This is a genomic window from Streptomyces sp. NPDC107454 (genome assembly GCF_055582885.1).
Window position 1 is genome coordinate 19,756 of record NZ_JBVJPA010000025.1, and the last position, 18,372, is coordinate 38,127.

The 18,372-nt window shown below is 67.7% G+C and carries 10 protein-coding genes; 9 read left to right on the forward strand and 1 reads right to left on the reverse strand.

The features are described from left to right. The first annotated feature begins 8 nt into the window (after nucleotides 1-8). On the forward strand, nucleotides 9-3,293 hold the full coding sequence (locus ACZ69M_RS44525; RefSeq protein WP_470059260.1) for a GH92 family glycosyl hydrolase: 3,285 nt from the start codon (nucleotides 9-11) through the stop codon (nucleotides 3,291-3,293). A 68-nt stretch (nucleotides 3,294-3,361) separates the two neighbouring features. Here ACZ69M_RS44525 and ACZ69M_RS44530 read toward each other — a convergent pair whose 3' ends face one another. Further along, complete coding sequence (locus tag ACZ69M_RS44530; RefSeq protein WP_470059262.1) at nucleotides 3,362-7,123, reverse strand: GH92 family glycosyl hydrolase; 3,762 nt, start codon at nucleotides 7,121-7,123, stop codon at nucleotides 3,362-3,364. Between the two features lie 550 nt (nucleotides 7,124-7,673). On the opposite strand from ACZ69M_RS44530, the gene ngcE reads away from it, so the two are divergent. The 8 genes from ngcE (at nucleotide 7,674) to dxs (ending at nucleotide 18,357) form a co-directional block, all read left to right on the forward strand. Next, the gene (ngcE, locus tag ACZ69M_RS44535) at nucleotides 7,674-9,125 is read left to right on the forward strand and encodes an N-acetylglucosamine/diacetylchitobiose ABC transporter substrate-binding protein (RefSeq protein ID WP_470059264.1); all 1,452 of its coding nucleotides are present in this window, start codon (nucleotides 7,674-7,676) and stop codon (nucleotides 9,123-9,125) included. A gap of 59 nt (nucleotides 9,126-9,184) precedes the next feature. After that, nucleotides 9,185-10,108 (forward strand): carbohydrate ABC transporter permease, encoded by a 924-nt coding sequence (locus ACZ69M_RS44540; RefSeq protein ID WP_067375431.1) that lies wholly within the window; start codon nucleotides 9,185-9,187, stop codon nucleotides 10,106-10,108. Nucleotides 10,109-10,110: 2 nt separating this feature from the next. Next, nucleotides 10,111-11,031 (forward strand): carbohydrate ABC transporter permease, encoded by a 921-nt coding sequence (locus ACZ69M_RS44545; RefSeq protein WP_352048042.1) that lies wholly within the window; start codon nucleotides 10,111-10,113, stop codon nucleotides 11,029-11,031. Between the two features lie 537 nt (nucleotides 11,032-11,568). Next, entirely contained in the window at nucleotides 11,569-12,768 is a 1,200-nt protein-coding gene (locus ACZ69M_RS44550) for an ROK family transcriptional regulator (protein WP_352048043.1), read from the forward strand. 133 nt (nucleotides 12,769-12,901) lie between these two features. Then, a complete protein-coding gene (locus ACZ69M_RS44555; RefSeq protein WP_470059451.1) occupies nucleotides 12,902-14,002 on the forward strand; it encodes a sugar ABC transporter substrate-binding protein in 1,101 nt (366 codons plus the stop codon). 202 nt (nucleotides 14,003-14,204) lie between these two features. Then, on the forward strand, nucleotides 14,205-14,996 hold the full coding sequence (locus tag ACZ69M_RS44560) for an ATP-binding cassette domain-containing protein (protein WP_266629808.1): 792 nt from the start codon (nucleotides 14,205-14,207) through the stop codon (nucleotides 14,994-14,996). After that, entirely contained in the window at nucleotides 14,993-16,285 is a 1,293-nt protein-coding gene (locus tag ACZ69M_RS44565; RefSeq protein ID WP_470059268.1) for a sugar ABC transporter permease, read from the forward strand. Before ACZ69M_RS44560 ends, ACZ69M_RS44565 begins: the two co-directional genes overlap by 4 nt. Nucleotides 16,286-16,425: 140 nt before the next feature. Then, nucleotides 16,426-18,357: a 1-deoxy-D-xylulose-5-phosphate synthase gene (gene dxs, locus ACZ69M_RS44570; protein WP_470059270.1), complete on the forward strand. Its 1,932-nt coding sequence runs from the start codon at nucleotides 16,426-16,428 to the stop codon at nucleotides 18,355-18,357. Nucleotides 18,358-18,372: the final 15 nt, after the last annotated feature.

Consider the following 18,372-nt stretch of genomic DNA (forward strand, 5'->3'; position numbering starts at 1 on the left):
GCCGCGTCATGCGTTTCCGTCCGTCATCCGTCCTGCTCGCCGTCGCTTTGGCGGCCGCCGGGATCACCCCCGCCGTCACCCCCGCGGCGGCCGCCACCGCCGCACCCCCCGACCTCGTCCGGGACCCCACCACCTACGTCGACCCGCTCATCGGCACCAAGAACGGCGGCAACGTCTTCCCCGGCGCCGTCGTCCCCTTCGGCATGCTCTCCTGGAGCCCCGAGAACACCCGCGGCGACGCCACCCGTACGGCCGCGCCCGGTGGTTACCAGTACGACGCCACCCGTATCAGGGGCTTCAGCCTCACCCACATGTCCGGCACGGGCTGCGCGGGCGGCAGCGGCGACATCCCCTTCTTCCCGTACGCCGGTGAGGTCACGTCCTCCCCGGCGAGCGACACCAAGGATGCGGTGTACGCGGCCGACTTCGCGCACACCGACGAGACGGCCGAGCCCGGCCACTACAAGGTCGGCCTCGCCTCCGGCGTCACCGCCGACCTCACCGCGACCGCGCGCACCGGCTCGGGCCGCTTCACCTTCCCCGCCGACAAGCCCGCCTCGCTCCTGGTCCGCAGTGCGGGCTCCGAGGTCGGGTCGACCGATTCGACCCTGAAGATCGACCCGGCGACCCGTACGGTCTCCGGGTCCGTCACCTCCGGGAACTTCTGCGGCTACCTCGACCCCGAGGGCCAACGCGCCTACTACACGCTCTACTTCACCGCCCGCTTCGACCGCGACTTCAAGTCGACCGGCACCTGGCAGGACGACAGGCTGAGCCCGGGGTCCACGCAGACGAGCGGCGGTACCGGCGGCTTCGCGAGCGGCGGCCGTCCCGTCGCGGGCAAGGGCGCGGGCGGCTATGTGGAGTTCGAGCCCGGCGCCGACCCCGTGAACGTCAAGGTCGGCATCTCGTACGTCAGCCAGGCGGGCGCCGCCGCCAACCTCGCGGCCGAGAACCCGCCGTCCCGCTCCTTCGCCTCGGTCCAGGACGCCGCCCACCGGGCCTGGCGCGACCGGCTCGGCGTGATCAGGGTCGGCGGTGGCAGCGACAGCGACCGCACCACCTTCTACACCGCGCTCTACCACGCCCTTCTGCACCCGAACGTCATCAGTGACGCCGACCGCAGATACCGGGGCCCCGACGACAAGGTCCATGTCGTCGGCCGCGGCCACCGGGCCCAGTACGGCACCTTCTCCGGCTGGGACGTCTACCGCTCCCAGGTCCAGCTGCTGACCCTGCTCAGCCCGGACACCGGTTCCGACATCGCGCAGTCCCTGCTCGAACTCGCCCGGCAGAACGGCGGCGTCTGGGACCGCTGGCTGCACGGCGCGAGCGGCACCCACGTCATGAACGGCGACCCGTCCCCGACCGCGCTCGCCGGCATCCGGGCCTTCGGCGGCACCGGCTTCGACCTGCGCGGCGCGCTGGACTCGCTGGTCGAGGCGGCGACGGTACCGACCGAGGGCGACCTCTCCTCCTCGGGCAAGCCGGTCCTGTCCGTCGGGCAGCGGCCGTCGCTGGACAAGTACCTCAAGCAGCACTACATGCCGTCCGTGTCCAACGCCTGGGGCGGCGCCGCCGAGACCCTCGAGATGTCCGGCGCGGACTTCGCGCTCTCCCAGCTCGCCACGGCGGCGGGCAGGAAGCAGACGGCCGCCGACTTCGCCCAGCGCTCCCAGTGGTGGCAGAACAACTTCAACGTCGCGGCCGACCCGAGCGGCGGCTACATCGCCAACCGCAAGGCGGACGGCAGCTGGGTCACCGGCTTCACCCCGGCGACCGGCAACGGATTCGTGGAGGGTACGGCCGCCCAGTACACCTGGATGGTGCAGCACAACCCGGCCGGGCTCTTCGCCGCGATGGGCGGCCGGAGCAAGGCGCTCGACCGCCTCGACACCTTCTTCCACAACGCCGACGGCAGCTGGGCCCTCACGGGCAACGGCGGCGACAAGTCGGAGCTGGACAACGAGCCCTCGATCAATGTGCCCTACCTGTACGCCTACGCGGGCGCGCCCTACAAGACGCAGGAGACCGTCCGCGCCGCGATGAACGGGTTGTGGTCCACCCAGCCGGGCGGCATCCCCGGGAACGACGACCTGGGGGAGATGTCGTCCTGGTACGTCTTCTCCGCGCTCGGCATGTATCCGCAGGTTCCCTCCCGCGCCGAACTCGTCCTCGCCTCACCGCTGTTCACACGGGTGGAGATCAACCGGCCCGGCGGCAACGACATCGAGATCCGCGCGAACGGTGCCGCCGCCGACGCCCCGTACGTCCAGTCGTTGAAGGTCGACGGCCGTACCAGCGACCGACCTTGGCTCCCCGCCTCCTTCGTCCGCGACGGCGGCACGCTCGACTACACCCTCTCCGGTACCCCGAACCGCACCTGGGGCAGTGACCCGGCGGCCGCCCCGCCGTCCTTCCGTGAGGGTGAGCAGCCGTACCAGATCGGTGTCGGCCCGACCACGGCGACGCTCGCACCCGGCGGCAGCACGAAGCTCGGCATCCGTGCCCTCGCGCTGAGCGGCGGCACCGGCCCCGAGGTCCGCTTCAAGGTGGACACCCCGGCCGGCGTGACCGCGACCCCCGCCGAGGGCACCGTGACCGACGGCTCCCAGGAGATCACCCTGTCCGCCGGTGACACCGCCCAGCAGGGCTTCTACGACGTCAAGGTCACCGTGACGTCGGCCGCGACCTCCTACGAGCAGCCGGTGGCCCTGACCGTCGCGGCGCCCGGCTCCCTCCTGGCCGCCTACAACAACACCGGTGTCTCCGACGACACCGGCGACCACGACGAGGCCGACTACGACGGCGGCGGCTGGAGCTACTCCCGTCAGGCCCTCGCCGCCGCCGGCCTGACCCCCGGCGCCCAGGGCACCGTGGACGGCCTCACCTACACCTGGCCCGACTCGCCCACCGGCCGTCCCGACAACGCCTCGGCGACCGCCCAGACCATCGAACTCGCCCACCCGGCCGACCGGTTGTCCTTCATCGGCAGCGCGGTCAACGGCAACCAGCAGACCCACGCGACCGTCACCTACACCGACGGCAGCACGGACTCCGTCGACCTCTCCTTCACCGACTGGACCGTCGGCGGCGGAGGCGGCACCGTCCAGTACGGCAACGAGACCGTCGCCAGGACCGCGTACCGCAATGTCGCGGGCGCCGACAAGGACCCGGTGGCCACGTACATCTTCGCCACCAAGCCCTTCCAGGCCTCGTCCGGCAAGACCGTCAGGAGCGTGCGGCTGCCGGACAACGCGGATCTGCACGTGTTCACCCTCGCGGTGGGCTGAGACGCCGGCCGCACAGCAGAGCGGGCGCGGAGAGTGATCTCCGCGCCCGCCCCGCCTGTGTGAGGGTGTCAGCCCAGCAGTTCCACCTCCGCGAGCGTCGCCTCGCTGTCGAGGACCAGGCGGTAGTGCGCGTACGAGCCCGGATGCGCGACCGAGAACACCCGGGTCTGCTTGTCCCAGGTGAAGGACTCGCCGGAGCGCTTGTCGAGGTCGGCCCACGTGGTGCCGTCGGAGGAGCCCTGAAGGACCCAGCCCCCCGGGGCCTTGGTGTGGTCCGCGGACGAGGTCAGGGTGTACTGAACTCCCTCGGCCGCGGCGGACGTCGGCAGGTCGACCGAGGTGACCGTGGCGTCCGTCGCCGAGGTGTTGTCGAAGAGCGCGCCGTCACCCTTGAGGACGTCCGCGCGGGGCGCGGGCACCTTGTCGTCCTGGGTGATCGACACGGGCGCCGCGTCCTGGCCCGTGCCCCACGACGACGGCTTGGAGCCCATGTCGAACTCCAGGACGCCACCCCGGGAGATGAGCGAGTGGGGGAGCGAAGTCGACGTCCAGCGCTTGCCGTTGAACTTCACGCCCTGCACGTACACGTTCTTCGCACTGTTCTTCGGCGCCTTGACGACCAGGTCCTTGCCGTTCTCCAGGTGCACGGTCGCCTTGGTGAACAGCGGGGAGCCGATGGCGTATTCGCCGCTGCCCATCACCAGCGGGTAGAAGCCGAGCGAGGAGAAGAGGTACCAGGCGGACTGCTCGCCGTTGTCCTCGTCGCCGTGGTAACCCTGTCCGATCTCGCTGCCGGTGTAGAGGCGGGAGAGGACCTCGCGGACGTTCTTCTGCGTCTTCCAGGGCTGACCCGCCGCGTCGTACATGTAGTTCACGTGGTGGGCCACCTGGTTGGAGTGCCCGTACATGCCCATCCGTACGTCACGGGCCTCGGTCATCTCATGGATGACCCCGCCGTAGGAGCCCACGAAGTCCGGCGAGGCCGTCTCGGGGGTGGCGAAGTACGCGTCGAGCTTCTGGGCCAGCCCGCTCCGGCCGCCGTACAGGTTGGCGAGGCCCCGAGAGTCCTGCGGCGCGGTGAAGGCGTACCCCCAGCCGTTCGTCTCGGTGTAGTCGTAGCCCCACACACGCGGGTCGTACTTCGAGGAGTCGAGGCGCCAGTTGCCCTGCGCGTCGCGGCCCTGGAAGAACCCGGCCTTCGAGTCGAAGAGGTTCACATAGTCCTGGGCCCGGTTGAGGAAGTACGCGGACTCCTCCTTGTAGCGCTTCTTGCCGGTCTTCTTGTAGAGGGCCTGGCCCATCTCGGCGATGCCGTAGTCGTTGACGTATCCCTCCATCGCCCACGAGAGGCCCTCGCCGGTGGCGGTGCTGGTGTAACCGAGGAAGGGGGACGTCGACATGCCCTTGCGGCCCACGCCGGAGGCCGGCGGGACGACGGTCGCGTTCTTCAGGGCGGCGTCGTAGGCCGCTTCCGCGTCGAAGTCCACGCCCTTGACGTACGCGTCCGCGAACGCCACGTCCGAGGAGGTACCGGTCATCAGGTCCGCGTACCCGGGGGAGGACCAGCGCGAGGTCCAGCCGCCGTCCTTGTACTGCTGTACGAACCCGTCGACCATCTCGCCCGCCTGAGAGGGCGTCAGGAAGGAGTAGGCGGGCCAGGTCGTCCGATACGTGTCCCAGAAACCGTTGTTGACGTACACCTTGCCGTCGACGATCTTCGCGCCGGTGTGGGTGGGGGTGTCGGGTCCGGGCATCGCGGAGAACGGCGAGGCGTACTGGTACTTCGAACCGACCTTCTCGAAGCCGGAGTTGGGATACAGGTACAGCCGGTACATGCTGGAGTACAGCGTGGTCAGCTGGTCCGGTGTCGCCCCCTCGACCTCGACCTTGCCGAACAGCTTGTCCCACGTCTTGCGCGCCCGCTCCTTGACGGTCCCGAACGAGGTGCCGTCGGGGATCTCCTGGCGCAGGTTGTCCTTGGCCTGGTCGATGCTGATGAGGGAGGTCGCCAGGCGCAGGGTGACCGTGTGGTCGGCGCCGGGCTTGAACTTCAGGTATCCCTTGACGCCGGACGAGCCGCCGTCCGTCACCGGCGCGTCGAACACCCCGTAGACGAAGAGCCGGGTCGCACCAGTCGACAGCCCGGACTTCACGTCCGAGTACCCGGTGACGATCCCGTTGTCCTTGTCCAGCGTGAGGCCCGCCTGCTCGGTCACGTTGTCGAAGAGCACGCTCGCGTCCTCACCCGGATAGGTGAAGCGCAGGGCCGCGGCATGGTCGGTGGGCGCCATCTCCGCCTTGAGACCGTTCTCGAAGGTCACCCCGTAGTAGTACGGGCGCGCGGTCTCGTTCTCGTGCCGGAAGGCGAGCGCGCGGGCGGTGCGGCCGGTGTCGGGCGTGCCCGAGGCGGCCGAGGGCATCACCTGGAAGGTCTGCCGGTCACCCATCCAGGGGCTCGGCTCATGACTCGCGCTGAACGCCTCGATGGTCGGCAGGTTGTCCGCGTTGTTGGCGCGCGCGTAGTCGTACAGCCAGCTCAGCGAGCCCGCGTTGGTCACCGGCGTCCAGAAGTTGAAGCCATGGGGCAGAGCCGTCGCCGGGAAGTTGTTGCCGCGCGAGAAGCCCCCGCTGGAGTTGGTGCCGCGGGTCGTCAGCGCGTAGTCGGCCAGATGCGCCTTGGGCTTCTCGGGAGCCACGGTCTTCAGCGCCACGTCGTCCAGCCAGCCGCGGAACTTCGCCGGGCCCTGGGGGGAGTCGTACGCGAGGAGTATCCGGTCGACGGTCTTCCCTGCCGCGACCGAACCGATCCGCGAGGCGACGTTGTTCCACTGGTTGACGTACAGCACCTTGGCCGCGCCCTGGCCCTGCGGCGTCAGCCCGAACCCGTGCTGGTCGACCGCGTTCAGGTCACTCAGATAGGTGCCGTCCGTGAACGCCAGGTCCACCGACACGTTCGTGGCGTCGTAGTCCCGGTCGCCGTCCGCCATCGCGGGGAAGATCCGGTACGACAGCTCGGTGTCGCGCCCGACGCCCACGTTCACGTCGAAGACCTTGTTGTACGAGTACGCCCGGCCGTCCGCCTTGTGCGTACCGGCGTAGCGCAGGGCCCGCTTGCCCGTGAAGCCCGCGCCGGCCTTCGCGGTGGGGGAGCCGCTCGGGCCCCGGTCCACCAGCGAGAGCATGTCCTTGGGCGTCGGGTCGTCGCTCTTGCCCGTGGAGAACTGGACGTCGGCGAGCTGGAGGATGTCGCCGCCGTTGTTCTTGGTGACGTCGAGCCGGAAGTGCTGGTACTCGACGGGGCTCGCGATGTCGTACGACTTCGTCTGGAACCGCTCGCCGAAGGACTCGCCGGAACGGGTGTCGAGGGTCTTCCAGTCCTTGCCGTCCGTGGAGCCCTGGAGGGTCCAGTCCTGGGGGTCGCGCTCGTCGTGGTCGTTGGCCGACGTCAGCGCGTACGTGACGACCTTGACCGGGGCGTCGAAGTCGAACTCCGCCCAGCCGGTCGGCTCGAAGGTCAGCCACTTGGTGCTCGACTCGTCGTCGACGAGGTTCTCCTTCACCTCGCCGCCACCGGTGTTCTCGCCGCTCGCGCGGACGTCCGTGACGTGGTCGGTGACATTGCCGGGGATGCCGCTGCTGTAGCCGCCGTCGACACCCGACGCGCGCTTTGCGCCGTCTGCTCCGGTGTCCACCGTGTTGAGCCAGGTCGGTGCCGGATCGCCTGATTCGAACGAGGAGGCGAACTCGCGATCGGTGGACGCCGTTTGGGCCGGAAGGGCAATCGCGGTGCCCTGCGAGGCCACTACCAGAGAAAGCGCTACCACCCCCATTATCGTCGAGGAACCCCATCTGAGCCGAGCCGAAGAACTCCGTCTGTACCGGGCTCTGTCCTGCATGCGCGAGCACCCTCCCTGGCCTTGGACAACGTTGTCAGATTAGCTGCGCAAGGACCAGTAGGGAGTCAAGTTGTCAGTGGTGTCAAGGGTGTTGGATGTGGCGTCCGGGATGAATATCGTGCGACGAGCTGCGCATTACTCCCATGGTGGGAGATTGGTGCCCTGTCGATCTTCCCCCGGGGAAGCCGCGGACGCCCCACATTTCCGCGAGGTCTCAACTCGGAAAAGACCCGCGGGTAAACCCGCTTTCGATCTTGCTCCGCTGACGGGAAGTGGACTATACCTGTCGGCACCCGCCCAGCCGGTCGACGGCCGCGGGCAGGCACGTCCCGGGGGGAATCGGGCGTCGGCGGCCAGTGTGACGGGCAGGGATCGCCGCGTTGACCGACTGAATCCCTCACGCACGACCCCAGCTTGACCTAACCGCGGTGCCGGGGAGGATCCGGTTCACCGCCTGAGTCCTGGAGAAGGCGAGGACTTGAGCATGGGATCCACTTCCGCCGAGAACAGCAACACCGAGGGTGTCGGCCGCCGTGACCTGATCAAGCGGTCCGCGGCACTCGGCCTGATTTCCGTACCGACGATGAGCTTTTTGTCCGCTTGTGCGAGCAGCGACAGCGGCTCCGGTGACAAGGCCAAGGCCGGCAAGAAGACCACGAAGAACCCGCTGGGCGTCAACGAGACGGCCCCGCTCGCCGTCGTCATCTTCGACGGCGGATTCGGTACGAAGTACGCGACCGACGCCAACGTCCTGTACAAGACGGCCTACCCGAAGGCCAAGGTCGACTTCCATGCGACCCAGAAGATCCAGTCCGAACTGCAGCCCAAGTTCAACGGCGGCACCCCGCCGGACCTGATCGACAACTCCGGTGCCCAGCAGATGGACATGGGCGTGCTCGTCGGCAAGAAGCAGCTCACCGACCTGACCCCGCTCCTCGACGCGCCGTCCATCGACGACCCGTCGAAGAAGGTCCGCGACACGCTGCGTCCCGGCATCGTGGAGATGGGCCAGTTCGACGGCGCGCCGGTCTGGATCATGTACTACGCGTACACCGTCTACGGTGTCTGGTACTCGCAGACCGCCCTCGACAAGCTCGACGCGACGTACCCCGAGACCTGGGACGCGATGCTCGCGCTGTGCGAGAAGGCGAAGAAGAAGGGCATGGCCGGCTGGACGTACGCGGGCAAGTACCCGTACTACCTGCCGTTCTCGCTCTACCCCTTCATCGCCAAGATCGGCGGCCGGGAGGTTCTCGACAAGATCGACAACCTGGAGCCCAACGCCTGGAAGGACCCGGCCGTCAAGTCGGCGTTCGAGGCGTACTACGAGCTCTACAAGAAGGGTTACATCCTCCAGGGCACCCCGGGCATCGACCACATCCAGTCGCAGACCGCCTGGGCCAAGGGCAAGGCCCTCTTCATCCCGAACGGCTCCTGGGTGGAGAACGAGTCCGCGAACGTCATCCCGAAGGACTTCAACCTGGCTGTCAGCGGCCCGACCGGTCTGGACAGCTCCGACAAGATGCCGTTCGGCACCATCTGGGCCTCCGGCGGCGAGCCCTTCATCGTGCCGGCCAAGGCGAACAACCCCGAGGGAGGCATGGAGCAGCTGCGCATCATGCTCAGCGAGGCCTCGTCGAAGAACTTCACCAGCCAGGTGAAGTCGCTGACCGCCTACAACGGCGGTACCGACGGCATCACGCTGACCCCGGGCCTCAAGTCCGGTGTCGCGGCCCTGCAGAAGGCCGGGACCAACGTGGTCAACCCGCGGCTCCAGGACTGGTACGTGAAGCTTCAGAAGGAGCAGATCGGTGTCGCCGGTCTCGGCGAGATGATGGCAGGGCGGCTGACCCCGGCCGAGGCCATCAAGAAGATCCAGGGTTACGCGGACGCGGCGGCCAAGGACCAGTCCATCAAGCACTACAAGCACCAGTAGCGGCGCGTGTCCACGCGTCACCGGCGGTGGCAACCGCGATTCGATCGGGGTCGGTAACCATGCAGCACGGCAAGTACCGGTTCATCGTGGGGTTCTTGGTGGCCCCCTTGGCGTTGTACGCGATCTTCGTGATCTGGCCCTTCGTCCAGGCCATCTACTACTCGTTCACGGACTGGACCGGTCTGAGCCCCGACTTCAAGATGGTCGGTTTCGCCAACTACACCAGAATGCTGCACGACGACATCTTCTGGAAGTCGTTGCAGCACAGTCTGCTGTTCGCGTTGCTGCTGCCGCTGGTGACGCTGGGCCTCGCGCTCTTCTTCGCCTTCATGCTCAATGTCGGTGGGCGGCGCCGAAAAGGCGCCGCCATCACCGGAGTGCGCGGTTCGGGTTTCTACAAAATCGCCTACTTCTTCCCGCAGGTGCTGTCGATCGCGATCGTCTCCCTGCTTTTCCAATTCGCCTACAACCCCAACGACGGCGTCATCAACGGAACGTTGAAGGCCATCGGCCTCGGCAGTGTCCAGCCGGACTGGCTGGGCGACCCGAACCTCGCCCTGTGGTGTGTGATGGCGGTGCTGCTGTGGAGCACGGTCGGGTTCTTCGTCGTGCTGTTCTCGGCGGGCATGGCGTCGATTCCGAAGGACTTCTACGAGGCCGCGCTGCTCGACGGCGCGAGCCGCGCCACCACCTTCTTCAAGATCACCCTTCCGCTGCTGTGGGACACCGTGCAGTCGGGATGGGTGTACATGGGGATCCTGGCGCTCGGCGCCGAGGCGTTCGCCGCCGTACAGATCATGACCGTGGGTCCCGGCGGCCCCGACTACTCGACCACGGTCCTTCCGCTGTACGTGTACCAATCGGCGTTCCGTGACGCGAACGCCGCCTACGCCACCACGATCGGTGTCGCGCTGCTCATCGTCACGCTGCTGTTCGCGGCGATCGTGATGCGACTGGGCCGGCGCGAGCGGTTGGAGTTCTAGAGATGAAGACCACTGACACCCCGCCGCCCTTGGAGCCGGTCGAGGACCGTCCTCAGGTGGCCAAGGAGAAGGCGCCGCCGGAAAAGGCGAAGAGCAGCGAGGGCGGCATCCTCAACGCCTTCTCGCACGGCATTCTCATCATCTGGGCGATCATGGTCGTACTGCCCCTGCTGTGGGCGGTGATGACGTCTTTCAAGGACGACGACTCCATTTTCAGCTCGCCCTGGTCGCTGCCGGACAAACTGCACTTCGACAACTGGTCGCGCGCGTGGTCGCAGGCCCACATGAGCGACTACTTCGGCAACACGCTCATCGTGGTGGGATTCTCGCTGCTCGGTACGCTCGTGCTCGGCTCGATGGCGGCGTACGTCCTCGCCCGATTCGAGTTCCCGGGCAACCGCTTCATCTACTTCCTCTTCGTCGGAGGAATGAGTTTCCCGATCATGCTGGCCCTGGTGCCGTTGTTCTACGTCCTGAACAACATGAGTCTGCTGAACACGCTGCCGGGTCTGATCCTCGTCTACATCGCCTACTCGCTGCCGTTCACGGTCTTCTTCCTGACCTCGTTCTTCAGGACGCTGCCGACCTCGATCGCCGAGGCGGCCTTCGTCGACGGTGCCTCGCACACCAGGACCTTCTTCCAGATCATGCTGCCGATGGCCAAGCCGGGTCTGGTCAGCGTCGGGATCTTCAACTTCCTGGGCCAGTGGAACCAGTACATGCTCCCCACCGTGCTGAACACCGACCCCGACAAGAAGGTCCTCTCCCAGGGCCTCGTCGAGCTGGCGACCAGCCAGGGCTACAAGGGCGACTGGTCGGGCCTCTTCGCGGGCCTGGTGATGGCCATGCTCCCGGTGCTGGCCGCGTACATCATCTTCCAGCGACAGGTGGTCCAGGGGCTGACGGCGGGGGCTCTCAAGTAGGCCGAGCCGGGTAACGGCCGAATCCGTCGACCACCGAGAACTCCCTGGAGTACGTAATCCCCTCCGAATACGCGGAGGGGATTACGCGCATTCGGTCCCGCGCATTCGGTCCCGCACATTCCGCTCCGCACATTCGGTCCCGCACATTCGGTCCCGCACATTCCATTCCGCATATTCAGTCCCGCGCATTCGGTCCCGCCTCCCTGGTCCCGTCCGCCCGGTCCCGCATTCCCCGGCGTCGATCCCCCGAAAACGGCTCCACCCGCCCGGAGGGGTTCCGCGGGAGCCCGCGCCCGGCGGGGCGGCGTCGTGGCCTTGATCTTGTGCGGCGGAGGCGGCGACAACTTGTAATCAGTCGGGGTGTGACCTGGGCCATAGAAGGATCTACGGCCCAGTCTGTCCCGCACACGTGTGCTCATCCGCGCCGGATGCAGCTCAACCTCTTGACGGGAGGTAACCCAAACAGCTCAGCTTAGAGTTCACTAGTTGGACATAGGCGGGGCCTCATCGTGGCGGCCCCGTACGCGGGAGGTCGTCGTGGAGACTCCGGGGTCGCAGTCGTCGCTGCACCGAGCCAATCTGGAGCGCGTCGTACGTGCGGTGCGCCTGGCCGGTTCGCTCACGCAAGCGGAGATCGCGAGGACGACGGGCCTCTCCGCCGCGACCGTTTCCAATATCGTCCGGGAACTCAAGGACGGCGGAACGGTCGAGGTCACCCCCACTTCGGCGGGTGGCCGCAGGGCGCGCAGCGTGTCCCTGAGCGGTGACGCCGGCATCGTCATCGGCGTCGACTTCGGCCATACGCATCTGCGCGTCGCGGTCGGGAACCTCGCCCACCAGGTGCTGGCCGAGGAGTCCGAGCCGCTGGACGTGGACGCGAGCGCCGCACAGGGCTTCGACCGGGCGGAAGAGCTGGTCAACCGCCTGATCGCGGCGACCGGGGTGGACCGGTCCAAGATCGCGGGCGTGGGGCTCGGCGTGCCCGGTCCCATCGACGTGGAGTCGGGGACCCTGGGGTCCACCGCGATCCTGCCGGGCTGGACCGGCGCGAAGCCCGCCGAGGAGCTGCGGGGGCGGCTCGGCGTGCCCGTGTACGTGGACAACGACGCCAACCTGGGCGCGCTCGGCGAGCTGGTCTGGGGCAGCGGGCGCGGGGTCAAGGACCTGGCGTACATCAAGGTCGCGAGCGGTGTCGGCGCCGGGCTGGTGATCGACGGCAAGATCTACCGCGGGCCTGGCGGCACAGCGGGTGAAATCGGGCACATCACGCTCGATGAATCCGGTCCCGTCTGTCGCTGTGGCAATCGGGGCTGCCTGGAGACCTTCGCGGCGGCGCGCTATGTGCTGCCGCTGCTGCAGTCCAGCCACGGCACGGACCTGACCATGGAAGGCGTCGTCAGGCTGGCCCGGGAGGGCGACCCGGGCTGTCGTCGGGTGATCGCCGATGTCGGCCGTCACATCGGGAGCGGAGTGGCGAATCTCTGCAACCTGCTCAACCCGAGTCGGGTGGTCCTCGGCGGCGACCTCGCCGAGGCCGGTGAGCTCGTCCTCGGACCCATCAGGGAGTCGGTCGGCCGGTACGCGATCCCCAGTGCCGCACGTCAACTCTCGGTGCTTCCAGGGGCACTTGGCGGCCGTGCGGAGGTGCTCGGGGCCCTTGCTCTCGCGCTCAGCGAGATGGGCGATTCGACCCTTTTGGACGGATCGCTGTCCGCGGGCGCCCCTGCCTTCACTTAGAGAACGCATGGCACCGTTGCCATCTCGTTAAGTATTTACTTCTTGACGTCGCTCGCGTGGCCGAGTTGACTTCCAGCCACCTCGGCCGCAACGACGCGGCCTCGTCAGGGAGGTTTCTAGAGTGAACACGCGTATGCGTCGTGCCGCGTTTGCCGTCGCCGCTGGTGCGATGGCCGTTTCGCTGGCTGCTTGTGGCAGTGCCAAGGAGTCCGGCGGCAGCAAGAGCGACAGCTCGAGCTCCGCCAAGAAGGGCGACGCGATCAAGGTCGGTCTGCTCCTTCCCGAGAACCAGACCGCGCGTTACGAGAAGTTCGACAAGCCCTTGATCGAGAAGAAGGTCAAGGAGCTGACGAACGGCAAGGGCACGGTCCAGTACGCCAACGCCAAGCAGGACGCCACCACGCAGGCGCAGCAGGTCGAGACGATGATCACCGACAAGGTGGACGTCCTGATCGTCGACGCTGTGGACTCCGCGGCCATCAAGAACTCGGTCCAGAAGGCCAAGGACGCCGGCATCCCCGTCGTCGCCTACGACCGTCTCGCGCAGGGCCCGATCAGCGGTTACACCTCGTTCGACAACACGACCGTCGGCAAGACCCAGGGCCAGGCGCTCCTCACCGCGCTCGGCTCCAAGGCCAAGTCCGGCAAGATCGTGATGATGAACGGTTCGTCCACCGACCCGAACGCCGCCCAGTTCAAGGCCGGAGCCCACTCCGTCCTCGACGGCAAGGTGAACATCGGCAAGGAGTACGACACCAAGGACTGGAAGCCGGAGAACGCCAACGCCAACATGGAGGGCGCCATCACCGCCCTCGGCAAGAAGAACGTCATCGGCGTCTACTCCGCCAACGACGGCATGGCCGGCGGTATCATCACCGCCCTCAAGGCGGCCGGCATCTCCGTCCCGGTCACCGGCCAGGACGCCGAGCTCGCGGGTGTGCAGCGCATCCTCACCGGTGAGCAGTTCATGAGCGTCTACAAGTCCTACCCGCAGGAAGCGAACACCGTCGCCGAGATGGCCGTCGCGATCGCTCAGGGCAAGTCGCTCGACACCATCGCCAAGGACAAGGTCGACAGCCCGACCGACAAGGCGATCCCCTCGGTCATCGTCCCGGTCGTCTCGCTGACCAAGGACAACATCAAGGACACCGTCCTCAAGGACGGCATCTACACGGTCAGCGACATCTGCACCGGCGCCTACAAGGCGAAGTGCGACGCTCTCGGCATCAAGTAGTCCGAGCAGCTGAAGTAGCCGCCGCAAGTCTCTATCCACGTACGGGAATTCGTTCTTGAATTTCCGTACGGGACTTGCGTCATAGAAGCCCCTCCGGCGCCCCGCATCCATCAGCCCCGCAAAGCTAGGGCGGGGCGCCGGACGGAACACCCCCCTCCACAAACTTCTGCACAACCTCCCGCCGGGTCAGGCGGCGAAGGAGATGGTTCACGTGTCCGCTACGCCTGTCCTGGCGTTGCGCGGGGTCTCCAAGCGATTCGGTGCCGTCCAGGCGCTCACCGATGTAGAGCTTGAGGTCCACGCCGGTGAAGTGGTCGCCCTGGTGGGCGACAACGGCGCCGGAAAGTCCACGCTGGTGAAGACGATCGCCGGCGTGCACCCCATCGATGAGGGCGCCATCGAGTGGGACGGCAAGACCGTCCACATCAACAAGCCGCAAGACGCCCAGGGCCTCGGTATCGCGACCGTGTACCAGGACCTGTCGCTGTGCGACAACATCGACGTCGTCGGCAACCTCTACCTGGGCCGGGAGCTGAAGAAGCGCGGCATCCTGGACGAGGTCGAGATGGAGCGCCGCTCCCGCGAGCTGCTGGACACGCTGTCCATCCGTATCCCGAGCGTCCGCATTCCGATCGCCTCGCTCTCCGGCGGTCAGCGCCAGACCGTGGCGATCGCCCGTTCGATGCTCGGCGAGCCCAAGCTCGTCATCCTCGACGAGCCCACCGCGGCCCTCGGTGTCGAGCAGACCGCCCAGGTCCTCGACCTGGTCGAGCGGCTGCGTGAGCGCGGTCACGCGGTCATCCTCATCAGCCACAACATGGCGGACGTGAAGGCCGTGGCCGACAAGGTCGCCGTCCTGCGCCTGGGGCGCAACAACGGCATCTTCGAGGTCAAGTCGACCTCGCAGGAAGAGATCATCTCCGCCATCACGGGCGCCACGGAGAACGCCGTGACCCGTCGTGCGGCGCGCAGCAATGGGGAGGCTCAGAAGTGAGCATCGACAAGACCTCTGAGACCCCCGAGGACCACGTGGTGGAGAACCCCGAGGCGGCCGCCGCGGCGGTCACCGCGGTCGACCCCCGGCTCCTCGTGCGCGAGCAGGGCCTCGCGGGCTACGCCTCCGAGTTCAAGCGCAAGATGAAGGCCGGTGACCTGGGCTCGATCCCGGTCGTCCTCGGCCTGGCCATCATCTGGATCATCTTCCAGAGCCTGAACTCCAACTTCCTCACCGCGGGCAACCTGTCCGACATCTCCGTCGCCATGGTCGGCACGGGCATGATCGCCGTCGGTATCGTCTTCGTGCTGCTGCTCGGTGAGATCGACCTGTCGGTCGGTTCGGTCTCCGGTGTCGCGGGCGCCGCGTTCGCGGTGCTGAACGTCACGCACGGCATGAACGAGTATCTGGCCTTCGTGCTGGCCATCCTCACGGGCACGGTCGCGGGCGCGATCCACGGCTTCGTGTTCGCGCGTATCGGTGTGCCGGCCTTCGCCGTCACCCTGGCGGGTCTGCTCTTCTGGAACGGCTTCATGCTCCGGATCCTGGGCGACAACGGCACCATCAACCTGGACAGCAACGGCCTCGTCGCCAAGCTGACCAGCTACTACTTCACCGATGTCGCCGCCGCCTACGCGCTCGCCATCGGCGTCACCGCCGTGTTCTTCCTCAGCTCCTTCTACGGCAACAAGCGCCGCGAGGCCGCGGGTGTGCCGTCCCGGCCGCTGAGCGAGACCGTCCTGCGCACCGCGCTGCTGGCGATCGTCGCCTTCGCCGTGGCGATCACCTACAACCAGTACAAGGGCCTTCCGCTGGCCGTGGTGATCTTCATCGCGGTGCTGCTGATCACGGACTTCGTGCTGCGCCGGACCGCGTACGGCCGGAAGATCTTCGCGCTCGGTGGCAGCGTCGAGGCCTCCCGGCGTGCCGGTATCAACGTGGAGATGGTGCGGATCTCGGTCTTCGCGATCTCCGGTACGTTCGCCGCCATCGGTGGTCTGTTCATCGCCTCGAAGATCGCCTCCGCCAACCAGGGCGCGGGCGCGGGTGACCTCCTGATGAACGCGATCGCCGCGGCGGTCATCGGTGGCACCAGCCTCTTCGGTGGTCGCGGTCGTACGTGGAACGCGCTGCTGGGTGTGCTGGTGATCGTGTCCATCCAGTACGGTCTGGCGCTGCAGGGCATCGCGTCGCCGATCCAGTACATGATCACCGGTGGTGTGCTTCTCGCCACGGTCGTCATCGACGCCGTCACCCGCAAGACGCAGAAGACGGCCGGTCGCGCGTAGCGGTCGCCGGGGCACTGCCCCACGCCCTTTGAACCTGTGCCCGGTGCCAATGGCGGTGCCGGGCACAGTCATGTCCGGGCGGAACATTAGACTCGACAGGCCCGGCAAAGCTCGAACAGCTCTACTGCAAGGAGGCACGGGTGCCGCTGCTGACCCGCATCAGGGGACCGCGCGATCTGGACCGGCTCAGCCTGGAGCAGCTGGACCAGCTGGCCGGCGAGATCAGGACCTTTCTCGTCGACGCGGTCTCCAAGACAGGCGGCCACCTCGGCCCCAATCTCGGTGTCGTGGAGCTCACCATCGCCCTGCACCGCGTCTTCGAGTCGCCGAAAGACAGGGTGCTGTGGGACACCGGTCACCAGTCCTACGTCCACAAGCTGCTCACCGGCCGTCAGGACTTCTCGAAGCTGAAGATGAAGGGCGGCCTGTCCGGCTATCCCTCGCAGGCCGAGTCCGAGCACGATGTGATCGAGAACTCGCACGCCTCCACGGTCCTCGGCTGGGCCGACGGTCTGGCGAAGGCCAACGAGGTGCTCGACAGGGACGACCACGTGGTCGCCGTCATCGGTGACGGCGCTCTCACCGGCGGCATGGCCTGGGAGGCGCTCAACAACATCGCGGACGCCAAGGACCGCCACCTGGTCATCGTCGTCAACGACAACGAGCGTTCGTACGCCCCCACGATCGGCGGCCTCGCGAACCACCTGGCGACCCTGCGCACCACGGACGGCTACGAGCGCTTCCTCGCCCGGGGGAAGGACCTCCTGGAGCGCACGCCGGTCGTCGGCAGGCCGCTCTACGAGACCCTGCACGGCGCGAAGAAGGGGCTCAAGGACTTCATCGCCCCGCAGGGCATGTTCGAGGACCTGGGCCTGAAGTACGTCGGCCCGATCGACGGCCACGACATCGAGGCCCTGGAGTCGGCGCTGGCCCGCGCCAAGCGCTTCGGCGGCCCGGTCATCGTGCACTGCCTCACCGAGAAGGGCCGCGGCTACCAGCCCGCGCTGCAGGACGAGGCGGACCGCTTCCACGCCGTCGGCAAGATCCACCCCGACACGGGCCTGCCGATCGCCTCCTCCGGCGCCGACTGGACCTCCGTCTTCGGCGAGGAGATGGTCAAGCTCGGCCAGGAGCGCAAGGACGTGGTCGCCATCACGGCCGCGATGCTCCAGCCGGTCGGCCTCGACAAGTTCGCCAAGGTCTTCCCCAAGCGGGTGTACGACGTCGGTATCGCGGAGCAGCACGCCGCCGTGTCCGCGGCGGGCCTGGCGACCGGCGGACTGCACCCCGTCTTCGCCGTCTACGCGACCTTCCTCAACCGCGCCTTCGACCAGGTCCTGATGGACGTGGCCCTGCACAAGTGCGGCGTGACGTTCGTGCTGGACCGCGCGGGTGTCACGGGGACGGACGGCGCCTCGCACAACGGCATGTGGGACATGTCGATCCTTCAGGTCGTGCCGGGTCTCAGGCTCGCCGCGCCGCGTGACGCCGACCAGGTCCGCGCCCAGCTGCGCGAGGCCGTCGACGTGACCGACGCGCCGACCGTGGTCCGCTTCTCCAAGGGCGCGGTCGGTCCGGCGGTGCCCGCGGTGGGCCGGATCGGCGGCATGGACGTGCTGCGTGAGCCGGGCACCGACGCGCCCGACGTGCTCCTCGTCTCCGTCGGCGCCCTCGCGCCGATGTGCCTGGAGATCGCCGGCCTCCTCGACCAGCAGGGCATCTCCACGACCGTCGTCGACCCGCGCTGGGTCAAGCCGGTCGACGAGGCCATGGCCCCGCTCGCCGAGCAGCACCGCGTGGTCGTCACCGTCGAGGACAACTCCCGGGTGGGCGGCGTGGGCTCGACGATCGCGCAGGCCCTGCGCGACGCGGGCGTCGACGTCCCGCTGCGCGACTTCGGCATCCCGCCGCGCTTCCTCGACCACGCCTCGCGCGCCGAGGTCATGGCGGAGATCGGCCTGACCGCACCGGACATCGCCCGTCAGGTCACCGGTCTCGTCTCCAAGCTCGACGGCCGCTTCCCGGGGGCCGCCGAGCAGGCGGTGGACTCGGTGGAGCCCGCCCGCGACTGACGTACCACTATCGAA